Source organism: Archangium sp., from assembly GCF_036277355.1.
In the GTDB taxonomy this organism is placed as follows: Bacteria; Myxococcota; Myxococcia; order Myxococcales; family Myxococcaceae; genus Archangium.
The window spans coordinates 329,153-341,416 of the sequence record NZ_DASUNC010000017.1; the positions used below are offsets into that span (position 1 = coordinate 329,153).

General features: G+C 68.6%; 14 protein-coding genes. 4 read left to right on the plus strand and 10 right to left on the minus strand.

Annotated elements, in window-relative coordinates; translation table 11 throughout:
* Window positions 1–9: 9 nt before the first annotated feature.
* From VFZ09_RS04800 to VFZ09_RS04840, 9 genes are all read right to left on the minus strand, one after another.
* Entirely contained in the window at window positions 10–972 is a 963-nt protein-coding gene (locus VFZ09_RS04800) for an NAD-dependent epimerase/dehydratase family protein (RefSeq protein WP_329726279.1), read from the minus strand.
* 97 nt (window positions 973–1,069) lie between these two features.
* Complete coding sequence (locus VFZ09_RS04805) at window positions 1,070–2,428, minus strand: protoporphyrinogen/coproporphyrinogen oxidase (protein WP_329726280.1); 1,359 nt, start codon at window positions 2,426–2,428, stop codon at window positions 1,070–1,072.
* Complete coding sequence (locus tag VFZ09_RS04810) at window positions 2,425–3,150, minus strand: glycosyltransferase family 2 protein (RefSeq protein WP_329726281.1); 726 nt, start codon at window positions 3,148–3,150, stop codon at window positions 2,425–2,427. Before VFZ09_RS04810 ends, VFZ09_RS04805 begins: the two co-directional genes overlap by 4 nt.
* On the minus strand, window positions 3,147–3,764 hold the full coding sequence (locus VFZ09_RS04815; RefSeq protein WP_329726282.1) for a hypothetical protein: 618 nt from the start codon (window positions 3,762–3,764) through the stop codon (window positions 3,147–3,149). The genes VFZ09_RS04810 and VFZ09_RS04815 overlap by 4 nt, the downstream gene beginning before the upstream one ends.
* 7 nt (window positions 3,765–3,771) lie before the next feature.
* The gene (locus VFZ09_RS04820) at window positions 3,772–4,362 is read right to left on the minus strand and encodes an FMN-binding protein (RefSeq protein ID WP_329726283.1); all 591 of its coding nucleotides are present in this window, start codon (window positions 4,360–4,362) and stop codon (window positions 3,772–3,774) included.
* The gene (locus VFZ09_RS04825) at window positions 4,359–4,883 is read right to left on the minus strand and encodes a hypothetical protein (RefSeq protein WP_329726284.1); all 525 of its coding nucleotides are present in this window, start codon (window positions 4,881–4,883) and stop codon (window positions 4,359–4,361) included. The genes VFZ09_RS04820 and VFZ09_RS04825 overlap by 4 nt, the downstream gene beginning before the upstream one ends.
* Window positions 4,884–4,897: 14 nt before the next feature.
* Complete coding sequence (locus tag VFZ09_RS04830) at window positions 4,898–6,283, minus strand: hypothetical protein (RefSeq protein WP_329726285.1); 1,386 nt, start codon at window positions 6,281–6,283, stop codon at window positions 4,898–4,900.
* A 5-nt stretch (window positions 6,284–6,288) separates the two neighbouring features.
* The gene (locus VFZ09_RS04835; protein WP_329726286.1) at window positions 6,289–6,993 is read right to left on the minus strand and encodes a hypothetical protein; all 705 of its coding nucleotides are present in this window, start codon (window positions 6,991–6,993) and stop codon (window positions 6,289–6,291) included.
* Complete coding sequence (locus VFZ09_RS04840; protein WP_329726287.1) at window positions 6,993–8,516, minus strand: glycosyltransferase family 39 protein; 1,524 nt, start codon at window positions 8,514–8,516, stop codon at window positions 6,993–6,995. The genes VFZ09_RS04835 and VFZ09_RS04840 overlap by 1 nt, the downstream gene beginning before the upstream one ends.
* Window positions 8,517–8,619: 103 nt before the next feature.
* Between VFZ09_RS04840 and VFZ09_RS04845 the strand changes: the two genes are divergently transcribed.
* The 3 genes from VFZ09_RS04845 (at window position 8,620) to VFZ09_RS04855 (ending at window position 11,115) form a co-directional block, all read left to right on the plus strand.
* Entirely contained in the window at window positions 8,620–9,636 is a 1,017-nt protein-coding gene (locus VFZ09_RS04845; RefSeq protein WP_329726288.1) for an FAD:protein FMN transferase, read from the plus strand.
* 85 nt (window positions 9,637–9,721) lie between these two features.
* Window positions 9,722–10,582, plus strand: coding sequence for a TIR domain-containing protein (locus VFZ09_RS04850; RefSeq protein WP_329726289.1), 861 nt, complete (start codon window positions 9,722–9,724; stop codon window positions 10,580–10,582).
* The gene (locus tag VFZ09_RS04855; protein ID WP_329726290.1) at window positions 10,579–11,115 is read left to right on the plus strand and encodes a hypothetical protein; all 537 of its coding nucleotides are present in this window, start codon (window positions 10,579–10,581) and stop codon (window positions 11,113–11,115) included. The genes VFZ09_RS04850 and VFZ09_RS04855 overlap by 4 nt, the downstream gene beginning before the upstream one ends.
* A gap of 64 nt (window positions 11,116–11,179) precedes the next feature.
* Here VFZ09_RS04855 and VFZ09_RS04860 read toward each other — a convergent pair whose 3' ends face one another.
* A complete protein-coding gene (locus tag VFZ09_RS04860; RefSeq protein WP_329726291.1) occupies window positions 11,180–11,584 on the minus strand; it encodes a hypothetical protein in 405 nt (134 codons plus the stop codon).
* Window positions 11,585–11,793: 209 nt separating this feature from the next.
* Here VFZ09_RS04860 and VFZ09_RS04865 point away from each other — a divergent pair.
* The coding region (locus VFZ09_RS04865) for a sigma factor-like helix-turn-helix DNA-binding protein (RefSeq protein ID WP_329726292.1) at window positions 11,794–12,264 on the plus strand (471 nt) is incomplete at its 3' end.

Genomic DNA, 12,264 nt, shown 5'->3' on the forward strand with positions numbered 1-12,264 from the left:
GCGCTCCGCTCAGCCCTCGGTACCGCGGTACCACGCCACCAGCTTCGCGAGCCCCTGCTCCAGCGGTACCGAGGGACGGAAGCCCGTCTCGCGCTCCAGCGCCGTCACGTCCGCGCACGTCACCGGCAGCTCGCCCGGCAGCGCGGGCCGCAGCTCCACCCAGGCCTTCGTCCCCAGCTTCTCCTCCAGCAGGTCCACGAAGCGCGCCATCGTCACCGGCATGCCCCGCCCCACGTTGAGCACCCGGTACGGCGGCTCGCCCGCGGGCGGCTTGTCCAGCAGCCGCACCAGCGCCTCCACCACGTCATCCACGTAGGTGAAGTCGCGCTGCATGGTGCCCTCGCCATGCAGCACGATGGAGCGGCCCTCCAGCATCGCCCGGAGGAACAGCATCGGCGCCATGTCCGGCCGGCCCCACGGGCCATACACGGTGAACAGCCGCAGCCCCGTCACCGGCAGTCCGTACTGGTGGCTGTACACGTGCGCCATCAGCTCGTCCGCGCGCTTCGTCGCCGCGTACAGGCTCAGCGGGTGATCCGCCGGCGAGCTCTCGGAGAAGGGCACCGGCGTGCCCGCCCCGTACACCGAGCTCGACGAGGCGAACACCAGGTGATCCACCTTCGCCATCCGGCACAGCTCCAACACCTGCAGGAAGCCCGTGACGTTCGTCTCCGCGTAGTCCGGCGCCTCCGAGGGCATCGCCCGCACGCCCACCCGCGCCGCCAGGTGCACCACGCGATCCGGCTTCGCCCCGTCGAAGAGCTCCCGGCAGGCCTTCACGTCCCGGATGTCCATCCGGTGGAAGCCGAAGCCCGGCGACGCCTTCAGCCTCGACAGCCGCGTCGCCTTCAACGTCACGTCTCCCGACGTGTCCAGGTTGTCGACTCCAATGATCGTGTCCCCACGCGCGAGCAGCCGCTCACACACGTGATACCCGATGAAGCCCGCTGCGCCCGTGACGAGCACCTTCATGACTCGACTCCCACTTCGCGATCCAGGACCCCGGAACTGCTCTGGGAAGACCCTCACCCTGACCCTCTCCCAGAGGGAGAGGGGACATAGCACCGAGTCAGTCCTCGATCTGCGTTTCGAGAAATGGTTTCTGCCGGGCGCGCCAGACTCGGGAACTCGCGCCTTCCGAGACCATTCTCCCCACCGTCAGACCCGCCGCGCACGCGTGGTGCACGTTGTCGTGGACGAAGAGAGCGCTTCGCCCCACCGGGTAGAGGCCCTCCACCCGACTCAATTCGTTCAACGCCCGCTCGCGCGCCACCGCGAAGCCCTTGCGGTACAGGGGATAGGCCGCCGCCATGCGCCGCACCCGGGCGCCCAGCACCTCCACGCCCGCCAGCCCCGTCCGCTCCAGCGCCGGGCGCACCCGCTCCGTGAGCTCCTCCGGCGAGGCCCGCCAGAGGCCGTCCCCCACCGCGCACGGAAGGTCGAAGCCCACCACCGTCTGGCCTGAAGGCCCCGCGCCGCCCAGGAAGTTCCTCGCCTCGAAGAGCCGGTTGGCCGGGAGCCGCTCGTCCGCGAAGTAGTGCACGTCCTGCGGCGTGCCACGCCGCGTCGCGAGCAACAGGTACAACAGCGTCAGGGCCCGGTAATCCAGGCCCTCGGCCGCCTCGGGCCGCCCCGTCCACGCGCACAGCAGTGGCAGCGGCACCGTGGCCACCACCGACTCCGCCGGCAGCTCCCGCCCCCCCACCACCACCGCCCTCACCCGCCCCTGCTCCAGCACCAGCCCCTCGGCCGCCGCGCCACAACGCACCTCGCCACCGGCCCGGCGGATGCCTTCCGCGAGGCCCTCGGCCAGCGCGCCCACGCCGCCCTCCGGGTAGAAGTACCGCCGCCCCGCGGACGCGCCTCCGCGCCCGAGCGCCGCGCGCACCACCGCCAGCGGGCCCCCCTTCTGCACCCGCGCCCGCCCGAGCGAGGCGTCCAACTCCTCCGGCGCCAGGCCCCACACCTTCCTCGCCGCGGGCCCGTACAGCACCCTCGCCGCGTGCCGTCCCAGCCGCCGCGCCGCCTCGGCCCCGAAGTGGTTCCCCTCGGGTGGACGCAACCGCGCCATCACCGCCGACAGCCCGTGCCTCGCCACCTCGGAGAGCCCCAGGCCTCGCGCGATGCCGAGCAGCGACAGCGGATACGGCAGCCGCCTCCCGCCCACGTGCACCATGCCGCTGCGCGCCCTCACGTGCAGCGCGCCGCCCAGGGCTTCCCGGTAGAGCGCCAGCACCTCCGGCCCCGCCGCCTGGTGCAGCCGGTGCGGGCCGTAGTCCACCTTGAAGCCCGCGAAGTCGAACGAGCCCGACAGTCCGCCCACCTGCTCGGCCGCCTCGAGCACCACCACCCGCTTACCGGCCCGGACGAGCGCATGCGCCGCGGCCAGCCCCGAGGGTCCCGCGCCGATGACCACCGTGGCGCTCACCCCGTGCCTCCTACCGCCGGCAGCTCCAGCGCCGCGAGCGTCCTCGGGGCCCGGCCCTCGCGCAGCCAGCCGATGCCTCGCGCCACCGTGCGGCCCATCAGCCACGTGTCCCGCACCGGCCGCCACTTCGAGCGGCCCACGCGCGCGTGGTAGTCGATGGGCAGGAAGACGATGGGGTCTCCCGCCGCCGCCAGCGCCAGCGTCAGCGTCGTGGTGAGCGAGAAGCGATCCGGCAGCACCGGTGCGAGCGACAGCAGATCCGCCGTGCGCAGCACCCGCAGGCCCGAGTTGAGATCCGGTGCCTCGAAGCCGCCCAGCCACCGCACCGCGCCGCGGAAGAGCGCCTTCACCGCCGAGCGCGCGAAGGGCTCGGAAGCGCCGAGCTTCGGCCGCGCGCCGATCGCCTGCCGCGCGCCGCCTCGCACCGCCGAGAGCAACCGGGGCAGCGCCGCTTCCGGGTACGTGCCGTCCGCGTCGATGAGCGCCAGCAGCGAGCCATGCGCCTGGGCGGCTCCAGCCTTGATCGCCGCGCCGTAGCCCACGCCAGTCAACGTGAGCACCCGAGCCCCGGCCTCGCGCGCCACCGCGCCCGTGCCGTCCCGCGAGCCGTCATCCACCACGAGAATCTCATGCGCCTCCCCCGCCAACGCCGCGCCCACCCGCCGCACCACTCCGGCGATGGCGCCCACCTCGTCGCGTGCGGGGATGACGACGCTGATCATCCCGGCGCCACCTCCGACGAGGCTGGCACCGGCCGCCACATCTCCCACAGCGGCCACACCAGCATCGGAAACCACCCCACCGCCGCGCCCACCACAGACACCGGCATCAGCCAGCCCCACCGCGGCCCCACGAAGCGCACCAGCAGCGGCGCCAGCAGGTGCACGAACGTCGCCACCGAGGCCACCGTGATGACGCCCACCTTCAGCCGCACGGACAGCGCCGTCAGCATGAACAGGTGCCCGACGATCAGCAGCACCACCGGCACCGTGAACAGGTGGAAGTGGAACGTCTCCATCACCTGCCGAGCGGGCTTCTCCAGCCGCATGGGCGCGGTGGCCGCCGTCTCCCCGGGCAGGTCCATCGCCGGTCCATCCGGGGGCAGCTCCAGCGCGGGGCCTCCCGCCGCGTCTGCCCCGGGCGCGATCACGGCCTGCGCGGCACCGCCCCGGTAGTACTCCGTCGCGCTCCGCCCGGACAGGCCTCCGAACGAGTCCGCGTACAGCCACACCGAGGACACGAAGCCCAGCACCAGGAACAGCAGGAATCCGGTGTAGAGGACGCGCGCCTCGAGCGACAGGCGGGTGATGGGAAACGGCCGGGCGTACTGGCGCACGAGAAGGCTACCCCTTGGGCTCACCCGGATCGGGCTTGAGAATGAGCTCGTCCAGCAGCACGAGCGCGCGGCGCACCCCCATGGCCATCGACCTCGACGAGATGGTCGCTCCCGTCACCACGTCGATGTCCACCCCTGCCCTCACCGGATCCTTCGCCGTCTTCCCCTGGAACTGGCGGCGGAAGCGCGCGTCGGTGATCTCCTGGCCGTACGACTCCCGGTACACCATCACCTCGTGGCGCTCGACCACGCCCTCGGACGACAGCTTCACCGCGAAGGTGATCTGCTCGTGCTGGCCCAGCTCGTCGTCGATGATGGCGTAGCCGTCCACGTGCTCGCCCGTGGTGGCCACGAAGATGACGTACTCGGGCTTCGCCGGCTTGTAGCCCAGCCGCCCCTGCACCGCGGCCAGCTCGGCGGGCCCGAGCTTCACCTTGCGGTAGGTGACGCGCTGGCTCTTGGGGAAGAACTCCTTGAGCACCTGCGGCGTCGTGAAGAACGTCCCCGCCGCCCGCGCGGGCAGCGACGCCCCGAGCCCCAACCCCACCACCAATGCCAGCGCCAGGTGCTTCACGGTCATTCCCCTTACCACGCTCATGGCAACTCCCGAACCGCCTGGATGACGGCCTGCCGGACATGCGAGCGCCAATCCGTCCGGGCGCGATAGAGACTCTCCGACGTCGTGCTCCGGCGATCGTCGCTCGACAGGACCCGCCCATCCGGGCCCACCATCATGGACTCCAGCTCCACCTCGGCGCGCCCGAGCGGCTGCACCGACGAGAGATCCAACCGCGTCAGCACCAGCACCACTGCCGCCTGCGCGCCGTACTGGCGTGCCAGGGCCGCGGCCTGCTCCACCGTGGGCGCCGCCCCCGCCGTCAGCTCCACGCCCAGCACCTCGTAGCCGCGGGTGCGCAGGGCCTCGGCGCCCTCGCGGGCCACCACGTCGCGCGGATTCTCCGAGCCGAACACGTCTCCGGTGAACCCTCGCGGCGCGGGCCTGGGCACCACCGACGCACCCACCACCACCACCCGGGAGAGAGCCCCCTCCGGACGCACGGCCTTCCCGCCGCACGCGGCGGCGAGCAACACAGCGGTGGTGAGCAGCAAGGCGCGCATCGGTTCTCCGGCTCTCAGAAGAGGTAGGCCACGCTGGCGAGGAACGTCCCATGGCCCTCGCTCCAGAAGTCACCCGACCACGCGTGGGGCTGCACGCCATCGCCGCCGCTCTTCTCCCAGAAGAAGCTCGTCTTGAGCACGTAGGGCGGCAGTGGCCGGAAGTTCAGGCCGAGCGTCAGCCGCGCCACGTCTCCCGCGGTGATGAACTCCGTGTCGGTGTCCTTCTCCTCGTAGCGGAGTGAGGCGGTGAAGTGGCCCTCCTTCCACTCGTCCGGCAGCAGCCGGAAGAAGGGCTCGATGCGGAAGCGGTAGTTGGCCTGTCCGTAGTAGCCGAACATGCCCGTGGGCACCCGGTCGCGCGTGTTGGCCGTCGAGCCATTCGGGAAGCCCTGCACGAAGCCGGGATCGATGAAGGCGCGCACCACCTCGCCCGTGAGATCCCACGCGCCGAGCCGCCAGAAGACGTCGGCGTTGATCATGTTCACCCGGCGGCCCTCGGCGTCATACGCGCCCGTGTAGCCGGACAGGCCCGCCTCCAGCCCCAGGAAGGGCGAGACGGACACGCGGCCGGTGATGGCCTTGTCGTTGTTGTTGTCCTCCAGGTGGCTGCCGCGCGCCGCCCGGAAGCCCTGCCCGTCGAGGATCTTCGCGTCCAGGCCGTTGACCGCGTACACCTCGTAGGACAACCGCCAGTCCTGGCCCAGATCGAAGCCTCCGAGGAAGCCCGCGCCGGACTCGAACCAGGTGGTGGGCACGATCGTCGTGTACGCGATGGGGCGCTCGGGCAGCTCCTGCGCCGGAGCGTCGTGCCGCAGGTTGTACGCGCCCACCGGCACCAGGATGACGCCCGCCCGGAACGTGGCCCAGTCCGTCAACATCAGGTCCACCACCGAGAACTCGAGCAGCACCTCGCCCGCCCCCAGGACGCCGTCACGCTTGAGCGGGCTGCCCGCGAACTCGAACTCGATCTCCGTCGCCGTGGAGACGCGCTCGGAGATGTGGCTGTAGACGAAGAGCACGTACCGGTGGGCGCGGAACGTGCTCACGCCCTCCTGCGGCAGGATGAAGTCGTGCTCGGCGTAGCCGCCCAGCGTCGTCCGGTCGAGGATCGCCGCCACGCGCTGCGTCAGCGTGGTGGTGGGCTGGAGCCGCTCGGTGAAGGTGTCCTGCTCCGCCTGCCCCGGTGTCTCGGCGTTGGGCGTCGGAGCCGCCGTGCCCGTGTTGGCCGGATCCTCCAGTCCTTCCAGGTCCAGACGCGGGCCCTCCTCCTGCTTCGGCGCGTCCTGGGCGGGCCGGTCGGACGTGGAGCCCTCTTGCTGCGCGAGGCCCGTGAGCGGCGCGAGCAGCAGGGACAGCAGCAACAGGTGATGGCGGCCCGGCAGGGTGGCTCTCGAAGTCATACGCATCACTCGCCCGTCTCCACGTCCACGCAGCGGCCCCGCAGGCACGTCTTGCCCGTGGCGCACTCGCTCTCCGGGGCCGCGCCCCCACAGCACACGCCCACGCAGACGCAGCACACGGTGCCCTCGGGCGCGGTGCCCGCCAGACACTCGGGCGTCGCCTGGCAGCCCGGCGGATCCACGCACACCACCGCCTTGGGCGCGTTCGACTCGCCCACGTACGTGACCGTGCCGTAGTACGAGTCCACCACCTCGCGGCCCGGGCTCCCCATGTTGGTGTCGAAGTACTCGTAGACACCCGGCTTCGGGAAGGCGTAGCGCCAGTAGGAGAACGTCTGCCCGGACTCGGTGGCCACGTTGTAGGGGCGCACCAGGTTGGGGCTGAAGAGCGGCGCGGGCGACGACAGCGAGGTGATGTTGGTGGGCACCTCGGGCTGGTAGTTGCGGAACTCGACGATCTGCTCCGGCAGCATGGACAGCCCGCCCGCCCGGGTGAAAGCCGCCGTGCCCTCCGGCACGTCCACCGTGTACCGCGGCCCGATGCACATAGGCGTGATGGTACGGTAGCGGCCGTCGACGATGCGGTTGAGGGACACGGTGATACGGGGCGCCCCCTTCGCCGAGTCCTGGACGGGCTGGAAGTCCGCGGGCACGGGGCCCTTGCACGCGGCGGCACAGAGCGCGAAGGCGAGGAGCAGGCGGGCGCGCATCAGAGGACCTTCTCGGGGCGGGCCGGCGGCGCGGGCCGGTAGTGGAAGAGGACGATGTCGTGGGCGTGCGAGCGCACACGCCGGTCGCACGTGAAGCGCGACACGGGCTCCAGGTGGGGCGCGAGCGCCTCGGCCCCGGGAGCGGTGGAGGTGACGTAGACGTCCGCCCCGGCGGCGGCCACGCGCTCCACCTCGCGGCGCAGCTGCTCGCCCGTGGCGGGACGGCCGGCGCGGAAGTGGGGCACGTAGTGCTCGAAGAGCCGTGCCTCCTCGCCGGTGAAGAGCAGCGTGCCGGACGGGGCCAACTTGGAGGACACGTGCGCCACCAGCCGCGCCGCGGGCGAAGGCTCGCGGCCCTGCTCGAGCGCCACGGGCAGCATGACGGCCGAGGTGCTGACGGCGAGGGCCCCGGCCACGGAGAGGGACACCCGGGACGGCCGGGACGGCCGGGCGCGGGCGAGCACCGCCACGCCGACCGCTGTCAGCAGGGACAGCGCGAGCACCACAGGCAGGGCATGGCGCGCCTTGAGCAGGTTCTGCCCGAGGAACATCCACGCGGCGTAGGGGCCGCCGAGCGCCAGGGCCAGCAGGGCCACGCGACGCTCGGAGGCGGACAGCGACGCACGGAGCGCCGCATGGGCGAGCGCCACCAGGGCCGCGGTCAAGCCGAGTGCCAGGAGGAGCCGCGCGGCCAGCACGGGCACGGAGTCACCGCCCACGCCGGGCCAGGGAAGCCCGAGACCCGCGGCCAGGATGTCGAAGCCGAAGTGCTCCAGGCGCCAGCCGAGGTCCGGGCGCACGGCCACGGTGCCGCCCCACTTGCCCGCGTGGCCGAGCAGGAAGCCCGAGCAGATGCGCAGCAGCTCGGCCGGGCCCGTGAGGACCACCAGGGGGACGAGCCACGCCCCCACGCCGATGCCGCTGCCCGCGAGCGCCGCCAGCCGCTGGCCGCGAGGCACCACCAGGGCCAGTCCGAGCAGCGCCGGGAGGAACGAGGGCCGGGCCCCGAGCGCCACACCCGCCACCGCGCCCGCCAACACCGCCACTCGGGGCGCGGAGTCGGCCACGCTCAGCGAGGCACAGGCGGCGAGCACCAGGAACGCGAGGCCCGTCCCATCGGAGCCCGGGGTGGCGCCGAAGAGCACGGGCAGGGGCAGCAGGGCCAGCAGGGCCGCGGCCGCCAGCGCCCCGGTGTCCCCCAGGTACCGCCGCAGCACGAAGCCCAGCGCGCCGATGGCCACCGCGCCGAGGACGATTCCGGGCAGGGCCAGCGCGAGCACCTCGGAGGCACCGGCGGCCGAGGCCAGGCGGGCCAGGGCCACGTACACGGGGTAGCCCGGGAAGTGCGGAGCCTGCGCGGCGAGCTCGAAGCGGCCGAGGGAGCGCGCGAAGTTCACCGCGTCCAGGTCCGGCAGGAGCCTGGGCAGTGCGAGCACGCGCGCCGTCACTCCGGCCCCCACCACCAAGGCGAGGGCACCCGCGAAGGCCCCGGAAGGCGCGGAGTGAATGATTTTGAGATTCATTCTCAAAAACAGAGAATGCATGACGTACTACGCGTCCGGGCAGGAGGTCAAGTTGAGGGGGTGGGTGGCGCCAGTAGGGCATCTCATGTGACAGAGGGAGGCCATGATGCTGAGTGCCCTGCTGGTGGTGGTGATGGCCGCTGCACCCGCGCCGCGAGTCCGCACCGAGACGCGTCCGATGATGGGGACGACGGTGACGGTGACGCTGGTGGGAGGAACGCCGGAGAAGGCGCGCGAGGGGTTCGACGCGGCCTTCGGGGCCTTCGAGCGCGTCAACCAGGTGATGAACGAGTGGCGCCCGGACAGCGAGCTGTCGGCGGTGAACCGCAAGGCCGGGGATGGCGAGTGGGTGACGGTGCCCGAGGACCTGTGCGCGGCGCTGCGGCGCGGGGTGCAGGGGGCGGAGCAGACGGGAGGGCTGTTCGATCCGACGTGGGCGGCGCTGCGGGGGATGTGGAGGTTCGGGACGGACCTGACCCCTGCCCTGCCGGACGCAGCCGAGCTGAAGAAGCGGTGCGCGCTCATCTCGTACGAGGACCTGGAGTTCGCGCCGGCAGCGGACGGAGGGGCACCCGGGTGCGGCGTGCGGCTGAAGCGTGCGGGGATGCAGCTCGGGCTGGGAGGTCTGGCGAAGGGCTGGGGCGTGGACGAGGCGGTGAAGAAGCTACGGGCACAGGGGTTCAAGGACTTCTTCGTGCAGGCCGGAGGAGACTTCTACGCGGCGGGGAAGAAGCAGGGCCGGCCGTGGAAGGTGGGAATCCGGGATCCGCGAGGCGAGCCGGACAGCGTGTTCGCGGTGCTCGAGGTCTCGGACGCGGCGTTCTCGACGAGCGGAGACTACGAGAACTTCTTCGTGCTGGAGGGCAGGCGCTACCACCACATCATCGATCCACGGACGTGCTACCCGGCGACGGCCTCGCGCTCGGCGACGGTGCTCGCCCTGAGCGCGGTGGACGCGGAGGTGCTGACGAAGTCCGTGTTCATCCTCGGAGGCCAGGAGGGACTGGCGCTCGCGGAGAAGTACGGTGCGTCCGCGGTGGTGGTGACGGGGGACAACCAGGTGCTGGTGTCACCCAGGCTGGAGAAGAAACTGAAACGGCTGAAGACCCCGAGTCCCTAATTTCCAAGCCCTAGCACCTGAAACCAGATATCTCTATAATCAGAAGCAGAACCCAACCACCCCCCACACCTCAACACCACAAACAATGCCATCACCCACAAAAAAACCAAAGGTATTCCTGAGTTACGCAAGAGCAGACTCAGAGATAGCCAACAATGTAGCCAAGTTGCTTGAGCGTGAGGCGGTAGATGTTTGGCTTGAGCAAAAAGCGACTCCTGGAGCGAACATCTCCGAGCAACTCGACCAAGCCATGGCAGCAAGCGATTTCCTGGTGGTGCTCCTCTCGCGCCACACATCTAACTCCCGACTCATCAAGGCGGACATCGCCCTCGCTCAAGCCAGAGCACTCAAACAGCGCGACATCACTCTAATCCCTGTTCTCCTAGACCAAACTCCCCCCCCTCAAGAACTTGAGCAATACCTTCCGATCAAAGCTTATAACAAACCAGAACAGCAAATAAAGCTCCTGATCAACATAATAAAAAACGCCTCACTAATTGACTTCTCACACATAACACCAAAAACCTTCGAGTTGCTCATAGAGCAACTACTGCCGCATTTTGGATTTCACGACATCAAAGTCGCTTCGCCCAGTGATGGAGGATTCGATCTTCGGGCATATCTCACTAGACATAATCCACCAGGGCACCCACCAACCGAAGAACCCTGGTTCATTCTGATCAAGCACTACCGTCATGTACGACCTAGCTTAGCCCTAATACGCCAAATGGCAGCCACTCTAGAGCATCTCCCTCAAGACAGCCATATAGCGCTCATCACAAGCGTCGAACTGACATCCATTGCAAATGAATGGCTGGAACGAATCAATACCGAATCCAACGAGCGTCTTCGGGTAATCGAAGGCACCGAACTAAAGCGTATCCTGGTAGCTCACGAAGACCTGGTGAGAAAATTCTTTCCTCTTACCAACAAGAGGAAGCAATGAACACTCGCCAGTTGCTGAAAAAACTATCTAAATGCCCAGCAGGCCAAGACGGGTGGAAAGAATTCGAAGACATCTGCATTAAAATTCTTCAAGCACTCTTTGTCCCACCATTATCAAAACCTCACATCCAATCAAGAACACAATCCGGAACAGACAGGCGTGATGCAATCTTTCCCAACCGAATGCGTGATCACAAGAATGCATGGGGCCTAATCCACCTCGATCACGAGGCCAAATACATCCCCTTCGAGTTCAAGAACTACGACAAACAAAAAGTCACCAAAGAAGACGTCGAACAAATCAAAAACTATCTGACTTCAAAATTTGGGCGCCTCGCATTCTTATGCACCAGAACCATCCCAGGAAAATCCGCTCACATCAAAAGAAACGCTATCTACTCAGAAGAAAAGAAAATCATTATATTCCTAGAGCCTAGACATCTAATTGAAATGGTGGACTTGAAGGAGCGCGGACAAGATCCTGCCGATCTTTTGCTGGACTTGATTGATGCCTTCATGTTCCAGCACGAATGAACTCGCAAGAATGAATGACCCTCACCCCAGCCCTCTCCCAGAGGGAGAGGGGGAATACACAGGGTCAATCGAACAGGCCCTGGAGGTAGAAGCGGCCGTCCCGCGCGTCCCGAAACACCCACGCCGGGCCCAGTCCCTCGAAGTGCACCCGGTAGTAGTCCCGGCTGTACGGCCCCGCGTCCCACCAGTCCCCGCTCAGCCGCTCCGGGCCCACCAGCGCCATCACCCGGCGCCTCCAGCCCCCAAGTCTCGCCGCCAGCAGCACCCCCGAGGCCGTCATCTCCACGTCGATCGTGGCCGGTGTCCCCAGGCTCCGTGAAGGCCGCTCCCGCATGAACTCGGGCACCGGCTCCGCCGCCTCTACCGGTTGCAGCAGTTCCCCCTCCAGTCCGCGCCTCATGGGCGGTGGCCGGAAGGTCTTGGTCTCGTACGCGTCCTCGGGCCGGTGCATGTCCTCCAGCGCCGCCATGCGTGCACCGGACCATGTGGAACACCGATTCCGGGGCAAGTGGAACACTGATTCCGGAGCAAGTGGAACGCCCATTCCGGCCATGTGGAACACCGATTCCGGGCAAGTGGAACGCACCCGGCAGGTAGGCCGAGAGATGGGCGACACAGTGGAGCGTTGACGGTGCTGGACGAGCCGCCGCCTCTGACCTCCCCCCGAAGGAGGACTTGATGGCGGCAGAGAGGCTGTCCATGCGCAAGCTGAGAGAGTTGTTGAGGCAGAGGTTGGAGCTGAAGCTGTCGGTGCGGGAGATAGCGCGGAGCCTGGGCATCGGCGTGGGCACGGTGAATCGCTACCTGTACCGGGCGCAGGCGGCGAAGCTGACGGGTTGGCCGCTGCCGCCGGAGCTCGACGACGACGCGGCGCTCACGGCGCTGCTGTTCGCGGACGAGGGCAAGGAGGTGGCGAGCCGGCCCGAGCCGGACTGGGCGCACGTGCACGCGGAGCTGAGGAAGAAGGGCGTCACCAAGTTGCTGCTGTGGCAGGAGTACCGGGAGGGAAACCCGGAGGGCTACCAGTACAGCCAGTTCTGCGAGCGCTACGCGCGGTGGGTGAAGTGCGTGAGCGTCACCATGCGCCAGGAGCACCGGGCCGGGGAGAAGTGCTTCATGGACTTCAGCGGGGACGGGCTGGAAGTCCAT